The sequence below is a fragment of the Salibaculum sp. genome, assembly GCF_035270045.1.
Classification (GTDB): Bacteria; Pseudomonadota; Alphaproteobacteria; order Rhodobacterales; family Rhodobacteraceae; genus Salibaculum.
In genome coordinates this window covers 21,169-43,965 of record NZ_DATFIP010000047.1, presented here as the reverse complement: position 1 = coordinate 43,965, position 22,797 = coordinate 21,169, and the positions used below count along the sequence as shown (strand labels likewise).

Sequence of the window (22,797 nt, the reverse complement as noted above, 5' to 3'; positions counted from 1 at the left end):
GCTGTGGTGTCAACGCGTTTCCGAAATGTTTTTCGCAGTTCTCCGTCCTGCGGCGTCGTTCGGCATGTCCCGGCCAAATCCACCTTGTTTGTCGGCCTGTTGGGCGATAAATGCGACGGAACGGCAGCCACGAGGGGTAGGACCATGTCCAAGCTTGTCACGATTTTCGGCGGGTCCGGGTTTCTGGGGCGCTACATCACCCAGCGCATGGCCAAGGAGGGCTGGCGGGTCCGTGTCGCGGTGCGCCGTCCGAACGAGGCGATGTTCGTGAAGCCCTACGGCGTGGTTGGCCAAGTCGAGCCGGTTTTCTGCAACATCCGCGACGACAACAGCGTGCGCAACGTGTTGCGCGGTGCCGACGTGGCGATCAACTGCGTGGGCACCTTCGATGCCTTTGGCAAGAACAACTTCGACGCGGTGCAGGCCGAGGGGGCCGAGCGTATCGCCCGAATATCGGCCGAGGAGGAGGTGCAGCGCATGGTGCAGGTCTCCGCCATCGGCGCAGATGCCGAGTCCGAAAGCACCTATGCCCGGACCAAGGCTGCTGGCGAGGCCGGTGTGCTGGCGCATGTGCCAGGGGCCGTGATCCTGCGGCCCTCGGTCCTGTTCGGGGATACCGATGCCTTCTTCAATCGGTTCGCGGCGATGACAACCTACAGTCCGGTCCTGCCTGTAGTGGGGGGCGAAACACGCTTTCAGCCGGCCTATGTGGACGACGTGGCCGAGGCCGCCACTCTCGGGGCGCTGGGCAATGCGGCGCCAGGCGTCTACGAACTGGGCGGACCGGACGTGAACACCTTCCGCGAACTGATGCAGGAAATGCTGGGCGTGATCCGCCGCCGCCGCCTGGTCCTGAACATGCCGTTCTGGATGGCCGGTCTGATGGCGCGTGTCTTCGCGCTGGGCGAACGGATGAGCTTTGGCCTGCTGAAGGGGCCGATCAGCCGCGACCAGGTTCTGCAACTGCAACAGGACAACGTCGTCTCCGAGGGCGCGCGCGGCTTTGCCGAGCTTGGCATTTCACCCAAGTCGATGGAGGCGATCCTGCCCGAATACCTTTGGCGCTTTCGCCCCTCGGGTCAGTATTCGGCCATCAAGGACTCGGCGCGCAACCTGAAGTCCTAGGAATAGGCGATCACCAACAGAACCACCCCCAGGACCACTCTGTAGATCACGTAGGGCGTGAAGCTGACTGATTTCAACAGGCGCATCATCAGCGACAGTGCGGCAAGCGCCGCGACAAAGGCCATGGCGGCGGCCAGTGCCCCGTTGCGGGCGGCTTCTGCATCGGCGGCCAGTGCCACCTCGGCCCCCAACAGCACGCCCGACGCCAGGATGACCGGAATCGACATCAGCATGGCCAGTTTCGCGCCGTCCTCGCGGGCATAGCCCAAGTGCCGAGCCGCGGTGATCGTGATGCCGGAACGTGATGTGCCGGGGATGAGCGCGAGGGCCTGCCAGGCCCCCATGATGGCCGCGTCGCGCAGGGACCAGTCGCGGGCCTGCTTGTCCACCCCTCCGGTCTGGTCGGCCCAGTAAAGCACGAGGCCGAAAATCAGCATCGTCCAGCCGATCAGCGCCACGGAGCGCATGGCCGCGTCCAGCCCGGTCAGTTTGAGCGCCAGCCCGAAAAGAACCGCCGGGATCGTCGCAACGATCAGTAGCAGTGCCAGACGCGCGCCCTTGGTGTCCGCGCGGCCCTTCGCCAGCCGCGGCAGCCCCAGAAGCGCCCCGCGCACGTCGCGCCAGAAGTAGAGGATCACCGCCAGTAGGGTCCCTAAGTGAACGGACACGTCGATTACAAGGCCCTGGTCGGCGCGCCCGGTCATCTGCGGTATCAGGACCAGGTGCCCCGACGACGAGACCGGCAGAAACTCGGTGATGCCCTGGATCACGGCGACGAGGGCGAGGGTGAATAGGGACATGGGTCCGCCTGATTCGTTTCCCCCGTTTCTAACCAAGGCAGCGAAATACGAAAGATCGGGAAATAGGTCCGTACCGGACTTAAAATGATGGACCGTCGGCGGCTTTTGCGCAGTTCTGCCAAGTCTTTCTGATAAATAGGTCAGATACTATGACTTTTCTTTCTGAGACGATCCAGTTAGACAGGTCCGTCAGTGGACCCTTTAGGAGGACGGAACGTGTCTGGTCAGAAGATGCTCAAGTTCGTCGATGTGGAACGGGACATGCCGGACAAGCGTCCGCCCGACCTTCGCCGGACGGATTTCCACGAGATCTATGCCGAATACGCCGACGAGAAGGCCAAGGAGCAGGCCGCACGGTGCAGCCAATGTGGCGTGCCTTACTGCCAGTCGCACTGTCCTCTACACAACAACATCCCTGACTGGCTGCGCCTGACGGCCGAGAATCGCCTGCAAGAGGCCTATGAACTGAGCCAGGCCACCAACACCTTCCCGGAGATCTGTGGCCGCATCTGCCCGCAGGATCGTCTGTGCGAGGGCAACTGCGTGATCGAAAAGTCCGGCCATGGCACCGTTACCATTGGCCAGGTCGAGAAATACATCACCGATACCGCCTGGGAGGAGGGCTGGGTCAAGCCCATCGTGCCCTACGCGGAACGCACCGAAAGCGTCGGCATCATCGGTGCAGGCCCGGCTGGTCTGGCCGCGGCCGACAAACTGCGCCGCGAAGGCATTCAGGTGACAATCTACGACCGCTACGATCGCGCGGGCGGGCTGATGACTTACGGCATTCCCGGGTTCAAGCTGGAAAAGGACGTGGTCATGCGCCGCAACCACCAGCTGGAACAGGGTGGGGTCGAGTTCGTTCTGAACTGTGACGTGGGCGACGACCTGTCCTTCGATGCCATCCGCGGAAAGCACGACGCGGTGCTTATCGCCACCGGCGTCTACAAGTCGCGCGAGTTGCAGGCCCCGGGATCGGGTGCCGAGGGGATCGTGCGCGCCATCGACTACCTGACCGCCTCCAATCGCAAGAGCTTCGGCGACGTCGTCGAAGAATTCGAAAGCGGCGAATTGAGCGCCCAAGGAAAGAAAGTTGTCGTGATCGGTGGCGGCGACACGGCCATGGACTGCGTGCGCACGGCCATTCGGCAGGGCGCGGAAAGCGTGAAGTGCCTCTATCGCCGCGACCGCGACAACATGCCCGGTTCGCAGCGCGAGGTGAAAAATGCCGAGGAAGAAGGTGTGGAATTCGTCTGGCTGACCGCGCCAAAGGGCTTTGCCGGCGATGCGGTGGAGGGCGTCATGGTGCAGCAAATGCGTCTGGGCGCCCCCGACGCCAGCGGCCGCCAGATGCCCGAACTGATCGAGGGCAGCGACTACGTCGAAGAGGCCGATCTTGTGATCAAGGCGCTGGGCTTCGAGCCTGAAGAATTGCCCAAGCTCTGGGGTGTCGAGGGCCTGGAGGTTACCCGCTGGGGCACCGTCAAGGCCGAGTTCACGACCGGCCGCACCAGCCTTGAAGGCGTGTATGCTGCCGGGGACATCGTGCGGGGTGCGAGCTTGGTCGTCTGGGCAATCCGCGACGGGCGCGACGCCGCAGACGCGATCCTGGAGTACGTGTCGCAAGGGGCTGCGGTCGCGGCGGAATAGGTCGCAACCCAAGGTATTCCAAGGGTATCGCGGCCGCCGAACCACCGTGCAGGAGGACAGAATGAAGACAGCCGGACTGATGAGCATCGCCACCATTCTGGCCGCCCCCGGACTGGCGGCTGCGCAGACCTTTGACCTGCCGCAGGGCTGCGAAGCCTTCGTGACGGTCCAGGGCAAGGACTGCACGGTAAGCCACATGTTCACCTGTATATCTGATCCCGAGGGGCACACGCGCCGCGCAGACCTGGATGAACAGATGATCACTTATGTCGGGCGCGTCGACTCCGAGGCGCAGTGGATCGAGAGCTTCCACCTGGCCTCGGGCCATACCGAGCGGCTGGAAAGCAGCCCCGCCGACCGGGCCTCGCTGACCGAACTCCTGGCCACGGATCGCGATACCTGGGACTTTGTCACTCAAAGCGACGAGATCGGCCCGACCCGCTACACCGGCGAGGACCGTCTGACCGGCGAAAGTGTGGTGATCGACGGCGTCACCCTGTTGCGCACGGAATACGAGATCGTCACCCGCGACGGCGATGGCGCCGAGGTATGGCGCGGGCAGGGGCGCGAATTTGTCCACCCCGACTGGCGCGTCTTCCTGTCGGGCATCAGCGAATATACCACCCCCGATGACAGTTTCGAGATCGACGGAAGCCCCGTCGAGTTCATCTTTCCCGGCGAGCCGGGCTTTCTTTCCGTCAATCCGAAATACGGCTGCGGCGTCGTGATGTCGTCGCTGGCGACGGACTGACAGGCAACCGACCACGCGCCCGCCTTGGCGCGAAACGAGGAGCGAGACCATGACCAAGTTCGATGCAAGCTGGGCTGCCAAGGAACAGGCCAAGCGCGACTGGGTGGCCGAGAACGGCCTGTACAGGCCCGAGGATGAGAAAGCCAACTGCGGTGTTGGACTGGTCGTCTCGGTCGACGGCAAGCCTTCGCGGCAGGTTGTGCAGAACGGTATCGACGCGCTCAAGGCGGTTTGGCATCGCGGCGCGGTGGATGCCGATGGCAAGACCGGCGACGGCGCGGGCATCCACGTTCAGATCCCGGTGCCCTTCTTTTATGACCAGGTCGAGCGCACGGGCCATACCCCGCGCCGTCACGAGTTGTTGGCCGTGGGGCAGGTGTTCCTGCCGCGCACGGATTTCGGCGCGCAAGAGACCTGCCGGACCATCGTGGAGTCCGAAGTCCTGCGCATGGGGTATTCCATCTACGGCTGGCGCCATGTGCCCGTGGTCGTCGACTGCCTGGGCGAAAAGGCCAATGCGACCCGCCCCGAGATCGAGCAGATCCTGATCTCCAACGCCAAGGGCGTGGACGAGGAGACCTTCGAGCGCGAGCTCTACGTCATCCGCCGCCGGATCGAGAAGGCCGCCGCCGCTGCGGGCGTGGCGGAACTGTATCTCGCATCGCTGTCGTGCCGATCGATTATCTACAAGGGCATGATGCTGGCCGAGCAAGTGGCCGAGTTCTATCCCGACCTGCAGGATGAACGCTTCGAAAGCGCTTTCGCGATCTACCACCAGCGCTATTCCACCAATACCTTTCCGCAGTGGTGGTTGGCCCAGCCGTTCCGGATGCTGGCCCACAACGGCGAGATCAACACGCTCAAGGGCAACCTGAACTGGCTCAGAAGCCACGAGATCCGCATGGCCTCGGCGGCGTTCGGCGACATGGCAGAGGACATCAAGCCCATCGTGCCGGGCGGGTCGTCGGATTCGGCGGCGCTTGATGCGGTCTTCGAGGTGCTGGTGCGCTCGGGTCGATCCGCACCCATGGCCAAGACCCTGATGGTGCCCGAAAGCTGGTCCAAGCAGGCCACCGAACTGCCGCAGGCCTGGCGCGACATGTATTCCTACTGCAATTCCGTGATGGAACCCTGGGACGGCCCTGCCGCCCTGGCCATGACCGATGGGCGCTGGGTCTGCGCGGGGCTCGACCGCAACGGTCTGCGCCCCATGCGCTACGTCGTCACCGGCGACGGGCTGGTCATCGCCGGGTCCGAGGTGGGGATGGTGCCCACGGACGAGGCCGCGGTGACCGAAAAGGGTGCGCTTGGCCCCGGCCAGATGCTGGCCATCGACATGGCCACTGGCAAGCTGTTCCACGACGCCGAGATCAAGGACAAGCTGGCCCGCGCGCTGCCCTTTGGCGAATGGGTAGGCAAGATCAACAACCTCGACGACAGGTTGGCCGGCGTCTCCGAGACCCCGCTGCATTCGGGGGCCGAATTGCGCAAGCGCCAGATCGCTGCGGGCTACAGCATCGAGGAACTGGAGAGCATTCTGGTGCCCATGGCCGAGGACGGCAAGGAAGCCATCGCCTCGATGGGGGATGACACGCCCAGCGCGGTACTTTCGGACAAGTATCGCCCGCTCAGCCACTTCTTCCGGCAGAACTTCAGCCAAGTGACGAACCCGCCGATCGACAGCCTGCGCGAATTCCGCGTCATGAGCCTCAAGACCCGTTTCGGCAACCTCAAGAACGTCCTGGACGAGGACAGCAGCCAGACCGAGATCCTGGTGCTGGAAAGCCCCTTCGTGGGGAATGCTCAGTGGGATGCGCTGGTGAGCGCCTTCAACGCCCCCTCGGTCGAGATCGACTGCACCTTTCCCGTCGGCGGCGGGACCTCGGCACTGCGCGACGCGCTGTCGCGCATCCGCGAAGAGGCCGAGGATGCTGTACGCTCGGGCGCGGGGCACCTGGTCCTGACTGATCAGCACCAGGACCCTGACAAGGTGCCCATGCCCATGATCCTGGCGACCAGCGCCGTCCACAGCTGGCTGACGCGCAAGGGCCTTCGGACCTTCACGTCGATCAACGTGCGCTCGGCCGAATGCGTCGACCCGCATTATTTCGCCGTATTGGTCAGCAGCGGCGCCACGGTGGTCAACGCCTACCTGGCCGAGGATTCGCTGGCCGACAGGATAGACCGCGGCCTGCTGGACGGGACACTGACCGAGGCCGTGGCACGTTATCGCAAGGCCATCGACCAGGGGCTTCTCAAGATCATGGCCAAGATGGGGATTTCCGTCATCTCGTCCTATCGCGGCGGGCTGAACTTTGAGGCGGTGGGCCTTTCCCGCGCCATGGTGGCAGAGTATTTCCCCGGTATGCACAGCCGCATCTCGGGTATCGGGCTCAACGGTCTTCAGAAGAAGGTCGAGCAGGTCCATGCCCAGGGCTGGCGCGGCAACCAGGATATCCTGCCGATCGGCGGTTTCTACAAGGCGCGCCGCTCGGGTGAGAAACACGCTTGGGAAGCCACGTCGATGCACCTGATGCAGCAGGCCTGCGACCGCGCCTCTTTCGAGTTGTGGAAGCAGTATTCGGCAGCCATGCAGTCGAACCCACCGATCCACCTGCGCGACCTTCTGGCGATCAAGCCCATGGGCCATCCCGTTCCCATCGAGGAGGTCGAGAGCATCACCAGCATCCGCAAGAGGTTCGTCACCCCGGGGATGTCGCTGGGCGCGCTCTCGCCCGAGGCGCACAAGACGTTGAACGTCGCCATGAACCGCATCGGTGCCAAGTCCGATAGCGGCGAGGGCGGCGAGGACCCGGCGCATTTCGTGCCCGAACCCAATGGTGACAACCCCTCGGCCAAGATCAAGCAGGTCGCATCAGGACGATTCGGCGTGACGGCTGAATACCTCAACCAGTGTGAAGAACTGGAAATCAAGGTCGCCCAAGGTGCCAAACCCGGCGAGGGCGGCCAGCTGCCGGGGATGAAGGTGACCAAGCTCATTGCGCGGCTGCGGCACTCGACACCGGGTGTGACGCTGATCTCGCCCCCGCCGCACCACGACATCTACTCGATCGAGGACCTTGCGCAGCTGATCTACGACCTCAAGCAGATCAACCCGCGCTGCAAGGTGACGGTAAAGCTCGTCGCCTCCAGCGGGGTCGGGACCATCGCGGCCGGCGTGGCCAAGGCCAAGGCCGACGTGATCCTGATCTCCGGTCACAACGGTGGCACCGGGGCCAGCCCCGCGACCTCCATCAAGTACGCGGGCCTGCCCTGGGAAATGGGCCTGACCGAGACGCACCAGGTGCTGTCGATGAACAATCTTCGGTCGCGCGTGACCCTGCGCACCGACGGTGGGCTGCGCACTGGGCGCGACATTGTCATGGCCGCCATGATGGGCGCCGAGGAATACGGCATCGGTACCGCCGGCCTGATCGCCATGGGCTGTATCATGGTCCGCCAGTGTCAGTCGAACACCTGCCCGGTGGGCGTCTGCACCCAGGACGAGCGCCTGCGCGAGAAATTCACAGGCAATGCGGACAAGGTGGTCAACCTGATCACCTTCTACGCCTCCGAGGTGCGAGAGATACTGGCCGAGATCGGGGCGCGCTCTCTGGACGAGGTGATCGGGCGCGCCGATCTTCTTGCGCAGGTCAGCCGCGGCTCGGCACATCTGGACGACTTGGACCTGAACCCGCTGCTGATCACCGTCGACGGCGCCCAGGACATCGTTCACGATCGGGACAAGCCCCGCAACGAGGTCCTCGACACGCTGGATGCGCAGATCGTCAAGGATGCCGCGCGCTTCCTTCAGGACGGTGAAAAGATGCAGTTGGAATACGCGGTGCAGAACACGCTGCGCACCATCGGCACCCGCACCTCCAGCCATATCGTGGGCAACTTCGGAATGAACAATGACCTTCAGCCCGATCACCTCACGGTCAAGCTCAAGGGCAGCGCGGGCCAGTCCCTGGGCGCCTTCGCCGCGCCGGGGCTCAAGCTCGAGGTGTCCGGTGATGCAAACGACTATGTAGGCAAGGGCCTGTCAGGGGGCACGATCGTGGTGCGCCCACCGCAGATCAGCCCGCTCGTGGCCAGCGAGAACACGATCATCGGCAACACGGTTCTGTATGGGGCGACCGGCGGTTATCTTTTCGCCGCCGGACGGGCCGGGGAACGTTTCGCGGTGCGCAACTCGGGCGCGCATGTCGTGATCGAGGGCTGCGGGTCGAACGGCTGCGAATACATGACTGGCGGGGTCGCCGTGATCCTGGGCGAAATCGGCGCGAATTTCGGGGCCGGTATGACTGGCGGCATGGCCTATCTGCACGATCCGGATGGGACGGCGCGGAACCTGATGAACATGGAAACTCTGGTGACCTGCCCGGTCACGGTGGATCACTGGGAGGCCGAACTGAAGGGCCTGATCGAGCGTCACGCCGCAGAGACCGGCAGCCGAAAGGCCGCCGATCTGTTGCAGCACTGGGAGGTCGAAAAGCCGAACTTCGTGCAGATCTGTCCCAAGGAGATGCTGCCGCATCTGTCGGCGCCGCTGGGTCTTGAGGACAGCGCAGTTCCAGCCGAGTGACCAAAGGTTTGGCATGATCGACCCGCTATTGCAGGTCTCGTTTCCGGGGCGCGAAAAGCCATTTCGCGCCCCGAACTTTTTCACGCTATTTTTGTGAGCATGAAAAAGCAGAATCGTGCAGGAATCAGCCCGAGCGAGTTCCATCATGCCCAACAGTTACGCGGATCAGTTACTGAAAATTGACCCCTTTGTTCCACCGGCGGCGGGAACATCTATGACCAAGTCAGTCCTGACCCTGACCGACCAGAACGATGATTCGGATTGCGACCGGTTCGACAATGACAGTGTGAACGGCATAGACATCACCGCATCTTATCCGGGCGCTTCGGTCATCTTGAACTTGGAAGGTGTCGGGAACGCGACCTATACCGGCGTGACCTTCTACCTGGCGGACGGGTCACCACCCGTTCGGTCACCCATCACCATCTCATGTTCGCCCGGCACGAAGCCGTTTTTGCCGACGGTCAGGCCTCAGGCGGAAGTGCTCTGTACACAACGTGTGCCGGAATGTCGGGCCGTTGCTTGACCGTTCGCGTTGAACGGTGTGAATGGGCCGCATGGCGAGGAAACCCGCATCCCGCACAGGCAAGTCCAGCAAGGTGCCGCGTCTGCGGCGCCTGCGTCGTTTCCTGCGGCGCTGGCTGCTGAGGGGGGGGCTGCTGGTGATTGGTATCACGATGTTGTTCGTCGGGCTGTTTTCCATAATCAACCCGCCGACGACGCCTTACATGTTCGCCGAAAGCCGCCGCTTGGACGGGGTCGACCACAGCTGGGTGGCAATGGAGGAGATCGCGCCTGTCATGGCCCGCGCCGCAGTGGCCGCAGAGGATGCCGACTACTGCCTGCACTGGGGGCTGGATCTGTCGGCGATCCGCGCTGCCATGAATGACGGGACGGGGCGGGGCGGATCAACCATCAGCCAGCAGACGGTCAAGAACGTCTATCTCTGGCACGGGCGCAGCTGGTTCCGAAAATCCCTCGAGGCGTTACTGACCCCGGTGGTCGAGGCCATCTGGTCCAAGCGCAGGATCCTCGAAGTCTACTTGAACGTGGCCGAGTTCGATGAGGGCGTCTTTGGCGTCGAGGCAGCGGCGGAGCACTATTTCGGGGTCCAAGCACGGGACCTGTCCCCGGTTCAGGCCGCGCGCCTCGCGGCGGTACTGCCCGATCCCGGCGGGCGATCGGCGGCGCGGCCCTCGGATTTCGTGCGCGCCCGGGCGGCGAACATCATCGACGGGGCGGCGACGATCCGCAAGGATGGCCGGGCCGACTGCTTCGAGGACTGACGCGGGATTGAACCCGACCGGCGCATCGGGCATGGATGGGGCGGACCCTCTGACCGAGACAGCCAAGATGAACCGCCTTTACCACTACCCTCTCTCGCCGTTCAGCCGAAAGGTGCGCCTGAGCCTGGCAGAGAAGAAGATCGAGGTGGAATTGGTCGAGGAAAGATACTGGGAGAAAGACCCGGATTTCCTGCGCCGTAACCCGGCAGGCAAGGTGCCGGTGCTGAAGATGGGCAACCGCACCATGGCCGAAAGCACAGCGATCTGCGAATATCTCGAAGAGGCGTACCCCGCCCCGGCACTGTTGCCCCCCACACCCGAGGCTCGCTACGAGGTGCGCCGCCTCGTGGCCTGGTTCGACGACAAGTTCAACGACGAGGTCACGACCAAGCTGATGGGCGAACGGATGTTTCGCAAGGTCATGGGCACCGGCTACCCGGACAGCACCAACGTCAAGGCGGGGGCCAAGGCGATCAAGTACCACATCGATTACATGGCATGGCTTCTGGACCAGCGCCGCTGGCTGGCAGGCGACCAGATGAGCCTCGCCGATTTTGCCGCCGCCGCGCACCTGAGCTGCCTCGACTATATCTCGGACGTGGACTGGAACCGGTCCGAGGTGGTCAAGGACTGGTATGCCAAGATCAAGTCTCGTCCGGCCTTCCGGTCGATCCTGGCCGACCAGGTGCCGGGGTTCCCGCAGCCGGATCATTATGCCGACCTTGATTTCTGATCCGATTTCGCCGCCTTCGGCGTCGACCCGGGCGAGGGGCGCTGCCCCTCGCGCTCCCCGGGATATTTCGAGCCAGAAGAAGAAGGGGGCATTTTGGCTGACCTGAAGGCACGGCTGGTGGACAAGGCCCTGGCCGAGGGGTTCGCGGGTGTGGGCGTCTGCCGTCCGGATTCAGCGCCCGGAATCGCCGAGCGGTTGGACAGGTTCGTGGCCCAGGGACGGCATGGGCAGATGGGCTGGATGGCCGAGCGCATGCAATGGCGGGGCGATCCGGCCGCTCTCTGGCCTGCGGCGCGGTCGGTCGTGATGCTGGCCGAACTCTATACGCCCGACCACGATCCGCTGGATGTGCTTGAGCAGCGCGACCGCGCGGCGGTGTCCGTCTATGCGCAGAACCGGGACTACCACGACATCGTCAAAAAGCGGCTCAAGCGGGTCGGGCGCTGGCTGGTGGAGCAAGAAGGATGCGAAATCAAGGTTTTCGTGGACACGGCCCCGGTGATGGAAAAACCCCTTGCCCAGGCCGCCGGCCTGGGCTGGCAGGGCAAGCACACGAACCTGCTGAGCCGGGAGCTTGGTAACTGGTTCTTTCTGGGCGCGATCTTTACAACGGCCGAACTGGAGCCCGATCAACCGGGAGAAGAGAACTGCGGGTCTTGCACCGCCTGTCTGGATATCTGCCCGACCCATGCCTTTCCTGCGCCGTTCCAACTGGATGCGCGGCGGTGCATCTCCTACCTGACGATCGAGCACAAGGGGCCGGTGGACGAGGAATTGCGCCCGCTGCTGGGCAATCGCATCTACGGCTGTGACGATTGCCTGGCCATCTGCCCGTGGAACAAGTTTGCGCAGGAGGCCACCGAGATGCGCTATCTCGGGCGCGAAGACCTGCGCGCGCCGGCGCTGGCCGATCTGGCGAAACTGGACGATGCCGGATTCCGGGCCATGTTTTCAGGAAGCCCGATCAAGCGCATCGGTCGTGACCGGTTCGTGCGCAATGTCGCCTACGCGATCGGCAATTCCGGTGATCCGGCCCTGGTTTCGGGGGTGCAGGGGCTTTGTGAAGACTCCGATGCCACGGTCGCGGATGCGGCGCGCTGGGCCGTCGGTCGATTGAAAGACGGGAGGACTGAATGAGAGGACTTGCACTGATCCTGATGAGCCTGGCTGCGCCCCTCGCCGCGCAGGTCGAGCAGGGGCGCCCCAATGCCGATTTCGATCCAGCCTTTCGGGCACAGACCCGTGCCCCGGCGCTGGAGACGACCCCCGTGCAGGCCGGTTGGCTTGCACGGGGGCTGGAACACCCCTGGGGCATTGCGGTGTTGCCTGATGGCCGGTTGCTGATCACTGAACGGCCTGGGCGGATGCGGCTGGTGGGGCCCGAGGGCGCCTCGGCCCCCGTCAGTGGCCTGCCGGATGTGGACGCGCGCCGGCAGGGCGGGTTGCTGGATGTCGCGGTGCGCGAAGACTTCGCGCAGACGCGCCGGGTCTGGTGGACCTATGCCAAGCGGGTGACGGGCGGCACGGTGACTGCCGCAGCAACCGGGGTGCTAAGCGATGACGGCAGCCGCATGGGCGACGTCAGGGATATCTTCGTGCAGGAACCGCCCTCGCGGAACCCGATGCATTACGGCAGCCGCATCGTCTTCGGGGATGACGGTATGGCCCATATTACCACCGGCGAGCATTTCAGCCGAGACGACCGTCAACTGGCCCAGGATCTGGAAACCACCTACGGCAAGGTCCTCCGCGTCACACCGGAGGGCGAGGTCCCCCCCGACAACCCCTTCGTCGGGCGCGACGGGTTGGACACGATCTGGTCCTACGGGCATCGCAACATGCAGGGTGCAGCGATGGGGCCGCGTGGCAGGCTCTGGACGATCGAGCATGGCCCGGCGGGCGGGGACGAACTGAACCGCCCCCTGCCCGGGCGCAACTACGGCTGGCCGGTGATCTCCTACGGGGTGAATTACAACGGCTCCGACGTCGGGTCTGGCCGGGCCGTGCGAGAGGGGATGGAGCAGCCGGTCTACTACTGGGACCCGGTCATCGCACCGGGCGGCATGATGTTTCACAACGGTCGCGGCGGATTCGACTGGGAGGATGACTTGCTGATCGGCTCGCTCAATCCCGGCGGGTTGGTTCGGTTGCGTTTCGCACAGGGCCGTGTCGCGGGCGAGGAGCGCCTGCTGCCTGAAATCGGGCGGGTCCGGGATGTCGAGGTGCTGGACGATGGCACCGTGCTGCTCCTGATCGACGCGGCAGACGGCGGCATCCTGCGGGTCCGTCCGGCGGGGTGACTGGCCATTTTGCGGCGCTGGGCGTAATCAGTGCGCATGTTCGCTGCCACATCCGCCGCAAGCCCTGTCCGGGGCATCTTCTTGATGATTTCAGCCGTGACGGTTTTTACCGTCATGTCCGCCTTCATAAAGGCGGTGCCGGGGGTCCCGGCGGGTGAGGCGATGTTCTTCCGCTCGGTCCTTGCGATGCCGATCATCCTGGTCTGGCTGGCATGGCAGGGGGACTGGCCGCACGGGATCCGCACCAACAGCATCCGCAACCATGCGGTTCGCGGACTGGTCGGGTCTGCCGCCATGGGGCTTGGCTTTGCCGGCCTGAAATACCTGCCCCTGCCCGAGGTCACGGCGATCCGGTTTGCCACGCCGGTGGTCATGGTGGTGTTGGCCGCGCTGATGCTGGGCGAGCGCTTGCGGCTGATCCGCATCACCGCCGTGGCGCTGGGTCTTGTCGGCGTGGTGATCATCATCTGGCCAAGGCTGAGTTTCGGCCTGAACAACACCGAGGCGCTGGGCGCGCTGATGGTTCTGGGCTCGGCCTGCCTTGCGGCGCTGGCACAGGTCTTTGTCAAGGGCATGAGTGGGACCGAGACGACAGCGGCCATCGTCTTCTGGTTCTCGCTGACTTCGACCGGCGCCTCGCTTCTGACCCTGCCATTCGGCTGGGTCTGGCCCGATCCGGGCGAGGCGGCTTACCTGGTGGGCGCGGGGCTGGTGGGCGGCATGGGGCAGATTTTGCTGACTTCGTCCTACCGGCTGGCCGATGCGGGGGTGCTGGCCCCGTTTACCTATGTCTCGATGCTGTGGTCGGTCGTGATCGGCTACGTCTGGTTCGACGAGGTGCCGACGCGGCCAATGCTTTTCGGGGCGGCGCTCGTGATCCTGGCGGGCGTTGTCATCGTGCTGCGTGAAAGGCAATTGGGAAATGAGACCACGGCGCGCCGCAAAGTCCGTGCGAAAGGGCTGCAATAGCGGCGTCGGGGTTGAACGAGTGCATTCCGTGCCCCCACATGATAAGGAGAAACCTTGAAACACGAAAGGAGGACCCAATGACGCGCCATATCGTGGACCGCCCGCAATCCCGTGACGACACGTCCCGGGCAAAGGCATTCCTCAGGATTCAAAGGGATGTGCACCCCAACGCTTCGACTCAGCGGCTTCAGCGCCAACCGCGCGAGCATGGCGTTGGGCGACTCAAGCAATTCCTGCGCATCGAGCGGGGACGCTCGGCCTGAACCGGAACAGCGGCGCCCACCGGGTTATTCCGGGGGCGTCCTGCACCCGAAGGCCTAGGCCTGGCCCCGCACCAGTTTTTCGTAGCCTTCGACCATGTCCTTGGCCAAGGTGCCCACATCGAAGTTGTAGTCGCCGATCTGGCCGACCGGCGTGACCTCGGCCGCGGTACCCGTCAGCCAGCATTGTTCGAAACCTTCCAGTTCTTCCGGCATGATCACCCGCTCGTGCACCTTGACGTGTCGGTCCCGCAACATCTCGATCACCGTCTGGCGGGTCAGTCCGTTGAGGAAGACATCCGCCTTGGGCGTGTGCACCTCACCATCCTTGACGAAGAAGATGTTCGCCCCCGTGCATTCCGCGACATAGCCGCGATAATCCATGAACAGCGCATCCGAACAGCCCTTGGCCTCGGCTTCGTGCTTGGAGATGGTGCAGATCATGTAGAGCCCGGCAGCCTTGGCATGAACCGGGATCGTCTCGGGGCTGGGTCGTTTCCACTTGGCGATATCCAGCTTCGCGCCCTTGAACTTGGCATCGCCATAGTAGGCGCCCCACTCCCAGGCGGCGATGGCCAGCCGGACCGGGTTGCGCGCCGAAGCGACGCCCATGTCCTCGCCAGCACCGCGCCAGGCGACCGCCCTGACATAGGCATCGGACAGGCCGTTGGCGGCAAGAACTTGGTGCTTGGCGGCCTCAATCTCGTCTACCGTGTAGGGGATTTCGAAGTCCAGTTCTCCGGCCGAGAAGTGCAGCCGTTCGGAGTGTTCGCGGCTCTTGAAGATGGTGCCGCCATAGGCGCGCTCGCCCTCGAACACCGAGGAAGCATAGTGCAGTGCATGGGTCAGGACATGGACATTGGCGTCGCGCCACTCCACCAGTTGGCCGTCCATCCAGATCTTTCCGTCGCGATCATCATAGGCACCCGCCATTGCGACCTCCTCCAGTCTTTGCATTTGTTGCGCTATTTAGGTCCGCACCGGACACAAAGTTTCGCAAAATCCGTCATTCGATACTGATCACGTCTTGGAATGTCAACAACACTGACGTATTGTTACGGTAAGCGTGAATAGGAGGCAGATGTGGCGGAGGGACCCGAGGGCGGACAGGCGCTTCTGTTCCTGACCGACGACCAGCTGCGCAAGGGAATCGAGGCGATGTTCTTCGCCTATCGCGGGTTCACCGCCGATCCTGATCGTATCCTGGCCGAATTGGCCTACGGCCGTGCGCATCATCGGGCCGTGCACTTCATCGGGCGCAGGCCGGGGACGACGGTGAACAACCTTCTTTCGGTCCTTGGGGTCACGAAGCAATCGCTCAACCGTGTGTTGCGCACGCTGATCGAGGATGGCCTTGTCACGAGCGAAATCGGGCGGACGGACAAGCGCGAGCGCAACCTTTACCTGACAAACGAAGGCCGGGCGCTGGAACAGCGGCTGTCGGACGCTCAGCGGGACCGTATGCGTGCCGCCTATCGCGCCGCGGGGCCTGAGGCGGTGGCCGGGTTCCGCCAGGTTCTGGAGGCGATGATGGACGATGACTTGCACCGCCACTACCACGAGATGAAGGATGTGAAGGTGTGACATGACCAGTGACAGGACGGGGGACAAGGCGGCGGACAGGCCGCATCTTCTGGTGGTGGATGACGATGAGCGCATTCGCGCACTGTTGCAGAAATTCCTGACCCGGAATGACTTCCTGGTCACTACGGCGCGTGATGCCGAACACGCGCGGCGTATATTGGCGGGGTTGGACTTTGACCTGATCGTGCTGGACGTGATGATGCCTGGCGACGACGGCGTGACCTTGTGCGGCGAACTGCGCGCGCAGAGGGCGACGCCGATTCTGCTTCTGACCGCCCGTGGCGGGACAGAAGACCGGATTGCGGGGCTGGAGGCGGGGGCTGACGATTATCTCGCCAAGCCTTTCGAGCCAAAGGAGCTGTTGCTTCGTATCAACTCGATCCTGCGGCGGATGCCCGCTGCCGAGCCCGGCGCGGGCGTGCCCAAGGTGCTGCATATGGGGCCGCTAAGATATGATCTGGAGCGCGGCGAGATGTGGCGCGGCCAGGACTTGGTGCGGCTGACCGCAACCGAGAGCCAGCTGCTGCAGATATTCTCGGGTCAGCCAGGGGCGCCGGTCAGCCGGGCCGACCTGGTCGTGCGGCTGGGCCGAAGCGGCGGACAGGCGCAGGAACGTGCGGTGGACGTGCAGATCACCCGGTTGCGCCGCAAGCTGGAAGACGACCCCAAGCAGCCGCGCTATCTTCAGACGGTCCGGGGTGCCGGCTACATGCTGGCCCCGGACTGACCCGAGTCGACTTGTGATATCAACGGCGTCGCGGGGCCTCGGTGGCATTTGCGCAGGCGGTGCCACGGGAAGGGGCGGCGCCCACCGGTGCCGGTCGCGTCGTGCGTTCGGTGACGGGATGAACGGCCCTTGTGCTATGCCGCCGGATGGGGTTTCTCTGGCGCCATGACCACGGCACTTGTCACCCACCACGATTTCCTCGGCCACGTCACCCCGCCCGGACACCCCGAGCAGGTGGCGCGGATGGATGCCGTCCATCGCGCGCTCGGCGACATGGACCTGCTCCGCGTAAAGGCCCCGATGGCCGCCGAGGCGGATCTGCTGCGCGTTCATCCCCGGGCCTATCTGGACCGGATTGCCGCATCGGTGCCCGAGACGGGTACGCGGGCGCTGGACGCGGACACGCATGTTTCACCCGGGTCGCTGGCGGCGGCCTGGCGGGGGGCAGGGGCGGTTCTGCGCGCGGTCGACATGGTGCTGACCGGAGAAGTGGGCAACGCCTTTGCTGCCGTGCGCCCGCCGGGGCACCATGCCGAGACAGAGATGCCCATGGGGTTTTGCCTGTTCGGAAACGTGGCCGCGGCCGCGAAACATGCGCTGGAGCATCATGGCCTGTCCCGCGTGGCGGTGGTCGATTTCGATGTGCATCATGGCAACGGCACGCAGGACCTGCTTTGGGACGAGCGGCGCGCGCTGTTCATATCTTCGCACCAGATGCCGCTGTGGCCTGGGACGGGGCGATCTGACGAGACCGGCGCGTTCGACAATGTGATGAACCTGCCCTTGCCGACCGACAGCGACGGCGCACACATGCGGCGGGTCTACGAGGCAGAGGTCTTTCCCCGTCTGCGGGCCTTTGCGCCCGAGTTGATCCTGCTCTCGGCCGGGTTCGACGCGCATCGGGACGATCCGCTGGCGCAGTTGAACTGGGATGAGGCTGATTTCGCCTGGATCACCGAGAAATTCTGCGCAATCGCGCGCGAGACATGCGGGGGGCGTGTGGTCTCGGCGCTGGAGGGTGGGTATGATTTGGAGGCCTTGGGCCCCAGCGTAGCCGCCCATGTGACTGTCCTGATGGAGAATGCCTGATGAGTGACCGCCCTGTTGCCGAGATGAGTTTCGAAGAGGCCCTGCGCGAACTGGAAGAGGTCGTGGGGAAACTGGAGCGCGGCGAAGTGCCCTTGGACGAGAGCATCAAGCTTTACGAACGGGGCGCAGAGTTGCGCCGGCGCTGCGAGGCAAAGCTGAAAGAGGCCGAGGAGAAGGTCGCCAAGCTGACGCTGGACGGCGAGGGGGTGCCGCAAGGCACCGAACCGCTGGACGCGGGCTGAGCCTTGGCGTTGCAGGCGGCGGTCGAGCGCGCTCGTTTCGCGGCCGAGGCGCGGATTTCAGCGGAGCTTGCCGGTGTGGATCTGCCGGTTGCGCGGGCGATGCTGTATGCCGTGCGCGGCGGCAAGGGGCTGCGCGCCTTCCTCGTCGCAGAGAGTGCGCGCTTGCACGGGATCGGCGATGCCATCGCGCCCGCCGCGGCGATCGAGTGCATTCATGGCTATTCGCTGGTCCATGACGATATGCCCTGCATGGACAACGACGCCCTGAGGCGTGGGCAGCCGACGGTCCATGTGAAGTGGGACGAGGTCACGGCGGTGCTGGTGGGCGATGCCCTACAATCGCTCGGCTTCGAGCTGGTATCACAGGCGGACGGGGATGCGGTCAATGTGCTGGCCCTGAGCCGCGGCCTGGCCCGCGCGGCCGGGGTGCGCGGCATGGTGGGCGGCCAGGCGATGGACATCGCCGCCGAAAGTGCCGCGGGACCGCCGGCCCTGACCCAGGTGGAGGCCCTGCAAGCGGGCAAGACCGGTGCGTTGATCCTCTGGTCGGCGACCGCGGGTGCGGTGCTCTCAGGGGCGGATGCCAAGCCGTTGGAGTGCTTTGGCGATGCGCTCGGCCGGGCCTTCCAGATCTGGGACGATGTGCTGGATGTCGAGGGCGATATCGCTACCCTGGGCAAGGCCATCGGCAAGGACGACGGGGCGGGAAAGGCAACGTTCGTGTCGCTGCTGGGGCTGGACGAGGCCAAGCGACGCGCGTGCGATCTCGTGACAGAGGCTTGCGATGCCCTAGCTGTTTATGGTGAAGACGCGGAGATGATGCGGGATTTGGCCCGCTACGTGATTGCGCGGAAGAAATGATGAGCCAGCTAACCGACACCCCACTGTTGGACCAGGTGCGAATCCCGGCGGACTTGAAGGGGTTCTCGGATGCGCAACTGCGGCAACTGGCCGACGAATTGCGGCGCGAGACGATCTCTGCGGTCAGCGAGACCGGTGGGCACCTTGGCGCGGGACTGGGTGTAGTGGAACTGACCGTGGCGCTGCATTCGGTCTTTGACACACCGACGGATAAGATCGTCTGGGATGTCAGCCACCAGACCTATCCGCACAAGATCCTGACTGGCAGGCGCGACCGTATCCGGACCCTGCGGCAGAAGGGCGGTCTGTCCGGGTTCACCAAGCGATCCGAAAGCCCCTATGACCCTTTTGGCGCGGCCCATTCCAGCACCTCTATCAGCGCGGCTCTGGGGTTTTCGGTGGCGCGGGACCTGGGCGGCGAGGGAGGCGACGCCATCGCCGTGATCGGGGATGGCGCGATGAGCGCTGGCATGGCCTTCGAGGCGATGAACAACGCCGGGCACCTGGGCAAGCGGCTGATCGTGGTCCTGAACGACAACGAGATGTCTATCGCCCCGCCGGTGGGCGCGATGTCCGCCTATCTGTCGCAGCTTTACGCCGGGGCGCCGTTCCAGGACCTCAAGGCGGCGGCCAAGGGGGCGGTTTCCTTCCTGCCGCCGCCCCTGCAGGAGGGCGCGCGCCGGGCCAAGGACGTGCTCAAGCACATGGCCGTGGGCGGGACGCTGTTCGAGTCGCTGGGCTTTTCCTACGTTGGGCCGATCGACGGCCATGACCTTGACCAGGTTCTTGCCGTGCTGCGCACGGTCCATGCGCGGGCGACCGGGCCGATCCTGATTCATGCCATCACGCAAAAGGGCAAGGGCTATGCCCCCGCCGAAAGCGCCACGGACCGTGGCCATGCCACTGCCAAGTTCGACATGGTGACAGGTGAGCAGAAGAAGGCACCGTCCAATGCGCCCAGCTATACCTCTGTCTTTTCCGAGGCGCTGATCAAGCAGGCCGACGCGGATGACAGGATCGTCGCGGTCACAGCTGCGATGCCCGACGGGACCGGGCTTGCCCGCTTCATGGACCGGTACGCCAGCCGCTGTTTTGACGTGGGAATTGCCGAACAGCATGCCGTGACGTTCTGCGCGGCGCTGGCTGCCGGCGGTATGAAGCCCTTCTGCGCGATCTACTCGACCTTCCTGCAGCGCGGCTATGACCAGGTGGTGCATGACGTGGCCATCCAGCGGCTGCCGGTGCGTTTCGCCATCGACCGGGCCGGTCTGGTCGGGGCCGACGGGGCGACCCATGCAGGATCATTCGATATCGGTTACCTGGCAGCGCTGCCGGGGTTCACGGTGATGGCGGCCGCCGACGAGGCCGAGCTGGTGCGTATGGTGGCCACGGCGGCTGCACATGACGAGGGCCCCATCGCCTTTCGCTTTCCACGCGGCGAGGGGGTGGGGGTCGAAATCCCCTCCGATGCCGCGCCATTGGAAATCGGCAAGGGCCGCATCATTCAGGCGGGGCAGGGCGTCGCCATCCTGTCCTTCGGAACGCGGCTGGCCGAAGTCGAAAAGGCCTGCGAGGCACTGGGTGGCAAGGGGATCACGCCCACTGTCGCCGATGCCCGTTTCGCCAAGCCGCTGGACCGGGACATGATCCTGAAACTGGCCGAGGATCACGACGCGCTGATCACGATAGAAGAAGGCGCTGTAGGCGGCTTTGGCAGCCATGTCGCGCAGTTTCTCGCCGAGGAAGGTGTCTTCGACCGGGGGTTGAAATACCGCTCCATGGTGTTGCCGGACATCTTCATCGACCAGGCCAGCCCACGCGACATGTACGAGGTGGCCGGCATGAACGCCGAGCATATCGAAGCGAAGGTGCTTGATGTTCTTGGCATCGGCGTCATGGGCAAGCGGGCGTGATCCCGTTGTGCGGCGCCGCCGCGCAGGTTCGCCGGGGACATCTGCCGGTCACCACGACGGGTTCTGTGCCACGGGGTCGCTGGGCGGGTGTATCTGTCGGGATCAAGAGCGTGTTGTCAGCGCCGGTCGTTCAGCCGCCGCTCGATTGCATCTAGCCGTTTGAGTACCTCGTCGCGGTAGCTGTCGGTGGCGGCGTCGGCTTCCTCGTGGTGGGCGTCCTGCATTGAGTTGACGATGAGACCCACCAGCAGGTTCACCACGGCAAAGGTCGTCAGCAGGATGAAGGGCACAAAGAAAACCCAAGCCTGAGGATAAACCTCCATGACCGGGCGGACAATACCCATGGACCAGCTTTCCAGGGTCATGATCTGGAACAGCGTGTAAGCTGAAAGCCCGAGCGTGCCGAACCAGTCGGGGAAAGCATCGCCAAAGAGCTTGGTCGAGATGACCGCGCCAATGTAGAAGATCATCGCCATCAGCAGGAACACGCTGCCCATGCCTGGCAGCGCCGTGACGAAACCCTCGACCACCCGGCGCAGGCGCGGGGCGGCGGAAACGACACGCAGCACCCGCAGGATGCGCAGCGCGCGCAGCACTGACAGGGTTTGTCCGGCAGGCACCAGGGCAATGGCCACGATGGTGAAGTCGAAAATGTTCCACCCCGATGCGAAGAAGCGAAGGCGATGGGCGAAGAGCTTGGCCCCGATCTCGATCACGAAGATGACAAGACAGGCCGTGTCGAGCGCATAGATCAGCGGGCCCCATCGGCCCATCACGACGTCCGAGGTCTCCAGTCCCAGGATGATCGCGTTGAAGATGATCACGCCGATGATGACGTTGCGCACCAGCGGTCTGTCCATGAATATGGCGGTTCTGTTTCTGAAGGTCATGATACGCGGTCTTGAAATGGGGTTTCTGTCAATCGGCGAGGGCCTCTGCGGCGAGCAGGGCGCGCAAGCCGCTGCGGTAATCGGGGTGGCGCAGCGTCACGCCAAGTTCTGTCTTGATGCGGTTATTCCGGACCTTCTTCGACTCCGCGTAAAAACTGCGGGCCATTGGCGCCATATCGGTGTCCTCGAAATTCACCGCGGGCGGCTCGGGGCGGCCCAGGAGCCGGGCGGCGAAGGACAGAACGTCCTGCGGTGGGGCCGGATCGTCGTCGCAGACATTGTAGACCGCGCCGGGGTCGGGCCGGGTGATCGAGGCTTCGAGCACCTGTGCGATATCGTCCACGTGGATACGCGAAAAGACCTGGCCAGGCTTGATGATGCGGCGGGCGGTCCCTTGGCGGACCTTTTCGAAGGGGCCGCGCCCGGGCCCGTATATGCCCGCCAGGCGGAAGGTGTGCACGGGCAGGCCTTGGTCGGCCCAGGCGGCCTCTGCTGCGACGCGGCGCGCGCCCCGCTCGGTACCCGGGGTCAGGGCGGTGTCCTCGTCCACCCAGGCGCCGCCGTGGTCGCCGTAGACGCCGGTGGTCGATAGGTAGCCGACCCAAGTGAACTGGTCGGCCCGGTCGCGTAGCGCCGCGCCCATCAGCGCCAGCGTCGGGTCGCCAGCCTCGGTCGGACCTGCCGAAATCAACAGGTGGGTTGTCCCGTCAAGCGCGGCCTCGATCGCGGTGCGGTCCCAGGGCAGCGGAGTGACACCGTCTGCGCGCAGGTCTTCCGTCTTGTCCGGGTTTCTGGTGGTGCCCGCGATATCCCAGCCTTGGGGCAGAAGCCGCCGCGCAAGTGCGCGGGCCGAATAGCCGTGTCCGAAGGAGATGAGCCGCGTCATGATCCCTAGTTGGGGCAGGTGTGCCCGGCTGGCAAGAGGATTGTCCGCTTTCCAGGCCCGCGCGAGCCGCCCTGGACCCAGAGTGCCACGCGGGAAGGCGAAAAGCCCGGATCAACGACTTGCGGCCAGCGGCAATGTGGTGT

The 22,797-nt window shown here is 64.5% G+C and carries 21 protein-coding genes; 17 read left to right on the top strand and 4 right to left on the bottom strand.

The features are described from left to right. The first annotated feature begins 144 nt into the window (after nt 1–144). Nucleotides 145–1,125 (top strand): complex I NDUFA9 subunit family protein, encoded by a 981-nt coding sequence (locus tag VJ897_RS07425; protein ID WP_324054671.1) that lies wholly within the window; start codon nt 145–147, stop codon nt 1,123–1,125. Here the strand turns inward: VJ897_RS07425 and VJ897_RS07420 are convergent. Beyond that, complete coding sequence (locus VJ897_RS07420; protein ID WP_324054669.1) at nt 1,122–1,925, bottom strand: undecaprenyl-diphosphate phosphatase; 804 nt, start codon at nt 1,923–1,925, stop codon at nt 1,122–1,124. The two genes, VJ897_RS07425 and VJ897_RS07420, sit on opposite strands and share 4 nt — an antisense overlap. 216 nt (nt 1,926–2,141) lie before the next feature. Here VJ897_RS07420 and VJ897_RS07415 point away from each other — a divergent pair, with 216 nt between their 5' ends. The 10 genes from VJ897_RS07415 (at nt 2,142) to VJ897_RS07370 (ending at nt 14,465) form a co-directional block, all read left to right on the top strand. Beyond that, nucleotides 2,142–3,575: an NAD(P)-dependent oxidoreductase gene (locus VJ897_RS07415; protein WP_324054667.1), complete on the top strand. Its 1,434-nt coding sequence runs from the start codon at nt 2,142–2,144 to the stop codon at nt 3,573–3,575. 61 nt (nt 3,576–3,636) lie between these two features. Continuing rightward, a complete protein-coding gene (locus tag VJ897_RS07410; RefSeq protein ID WP_324054665.1) occupies nt 3,637–4,326 on the top strand; it encodes a hypothetical protein in 690 nt (229 codons plus the stop codon). 49 nt (nt 4,327–4,375) lie between these two features. Further along, on the top strand, nt 4,376–8,914 hold the full coding sequence (gltB, locus tag VJ897_RS07405; RefSeq protein WP_324054663.1) for a glutamate synthase large subunit: 4,539 nt from the start codon (nt 4,376–4,378) through the stop codon (nt 8,912–8,914). Between the two features lie 214 nt (nt 8,915–9,128). Further along, nucleotides 9,129–9,440 carry a hypothetical protein gene (locus tag VJ897_RS07400; RefSeq protein WP_324054661.1) on the top strand — a complete coding sequence of 104 codons (312 nt, stop codon included), beginning with the start codon at nt 9,129–9,131 and terminating at the stop codon, nt 9,438–9,440. A gap of 31 nt (nt 9,441–9,471) precedes the next feature. Next, entirely contained in the window at nt 9,472–10,200 is a 729-nt protein-coding gene (gene mtgA, locus VJ897_RS07395) for a monofunctional biosynthetic peptidoglycan transglycosylase (RefSeq protein ID WP_324054659.1), read from the top strand. A 67-nt stretch (nt 10,201–10,267) separates the two neighbouring features. Further along, entirely contained in the window at nt 10,268–10,933 is a 666-nt protein-coding gene (gene fzlA / locus VJ897_RS07390) for an FtsZ-binding protein FzlA (RefSeq protein WP_324054783.1), read from the top strand. Nucleotides 10,934–11,026: 93 nt separating this feature from the next. Next, a complete protein-coding gene (gene queG, locus VJ897_RS07385) occupies nt 11,027–12,070 on the top strand; it encodes a tRNA epoxyqueuosine(34) reductase QueG (RefSeq protein ID WP_324054657.1) in 1,044 nt (347 codons plus the stop codon). Next, complete coding sequence (locus VJ897_RS07380) at nt 12,067–13,233, top strand: PQQ-dependent sugar dehydrogenase (protein ID WP_324054655.1); 1,167 nt, start codon at nt 12,067–12,069, stop codon at nt 13,231–13,233. The genes queG and VJ897_RS07380 overlap by 4 nt, the downstream gene beginning before the upstream one ends. Before the next feature lie 36 nt (nt 13,234–13,269). After that, nucleotides 13,270–14,202: a DMT family transporter gene (locus VJ897_RS07375; RefSeq protein WP_324054654.1), complete on the top strand. Its 933-nt coding sequence runs from the start codon at nt 13,270–13,272 to the stop codon at nt 14,200–14,202. Between the two features lie 77 nt (nt 14,203–14,279). Continuing rightward, entirely contained in the window at nt 14,280–14,465 is a 186-nt protein-coding gene (locus VJ897_RS07370) for a hypothetical protein (RefSeq protein ID WP_324054652.1), read from the top strand. 54 nt (nt 14,466–14,519) lie between these two features. Here VJ897_RS07370 and VJ897_RS07365 read toward each other — a convergent pair whose 3' ends face one another. Next, complete coding sequence (locus tag VJ897_RS07365) at nt 14,520–15,395, bottom strand: branched-chain amino acid aminotransferase (protein ID WP_324054650.1); 876 nt, start codon at nt 15,393–15,395, stop codon at nt 14,520–14,522. 150 nt (nt 15,396–15,545) lie between these two features. Between VJ897_RS07365 and VJ897_RS07360 the strand changes: the two genes are divergently transcribed. The 6 genes from VJ897_RS07360 (at nt 15,546) to dxs (ending at nt 20,878) form a co-directional block, all read left to right on the top strand. Beyond that, on the top strand, nt 15,546–16,046 hold the full coding sequence (locus tag VJ897_RS07360; protein ID WP_324054648.1) for a MarR family winged helix-turn-helix transcriptional regulator: 501 nt from the start codon (nt 15,546–15,548) through the stop codon (nt 16,044–16,046). 1 nt (nt 16,047) lies between these two features. After that, entirely contained in the window at nt 16,048–16,773 is a 726-nt protein-coding gene (locus VJ897_RS07355; RefSeq protein ID WP_324054647.1) for a response regulator, read from the top strand. 165 nt (nt 16,774–16,938) lie between these two features. After that, nucleotides 16,939–17,862: a histone deacetylase family protein gene (locus tag VJ897_RS07350; protein WP_324054645.1), complete on the top strand. Its 924-nt coding sequence runs from the start codon at nt 16,939–16,941 to the stop codon at nt 17,860–17,862. Further along, the gene (locus VJ897_RS07345; RefSeq protein ID WP_324054643.1) at nt 17,862–18,104 is read left to right on the top strand and encodes an exodeoxyribonuclease VII small subunit; all 243 of its coding nucleotides are present in this window, start codon (nt 17,862–17,864) and stop codon (nt 18,102–18,104) included. The genes VJ897_RS07350 and VJ897_RS07345 overlap by 1 nt, the downstream gene beginning before the upstream one ends. A 3-nt stretch (nt 18,105–18,107) precedes the next feature. Beyond that, nucleotides 18,108–18,965 carry a polyprenyl synthetase family protein gene (locus VJ897_RS07340; protein ID WP_414706701.1) on the top strand — a complete coding sequence of 286 codons (858 nt, stop codon included), beginning with the start codon at nt 18,108–18,110 and terminating at the stop codon, nt 18,963–18,965. After that, on the top strand, nt 18,965–20,878 hold the full coding sequence (dxs, locus tag VJ897_RS07335; protein ID WP_324054641.1) for a 1-deoxy-D-xylulose-5-phosphate synthase: 1,914 nt from the start codon (nt 18,965–18,967) through the stop codon (nt 20,876–20,878). Before VJ897_RS07340 ends, dxs begins: the two co-directional genes overlap by 1 nt. A 116-nt stretch (nt 20,879–20,994) precedes the next feature. Here the strand turns inward: dxs and VJ897_RS07330 are convergent, their stop codons facing one another. Further along, nucleotides 20,995–21,768, bottom strand: a complete 774-nt coding sequence (locus tag VJ897_RS07330) for an ion transporter (protein WP_324054639.1) — start codon at nt 21,766–21,768, stop codon at nt 20,995–20,997. A gap of 28 nt (nt 21,769–21,796) precedes the next feature. After that, a complete protein-coding gene (locus VJ897_RS07325) occupies nt 21,797–22,654 on the bottom strand; it encodes an SDR family oxidoreductase (RefSeq protein ID WP_324054637.1) in 858 nt (285 codons plus the stop codon). Nucleotides 22,655–22,797 lie beyond the last annotated feature (143 nt).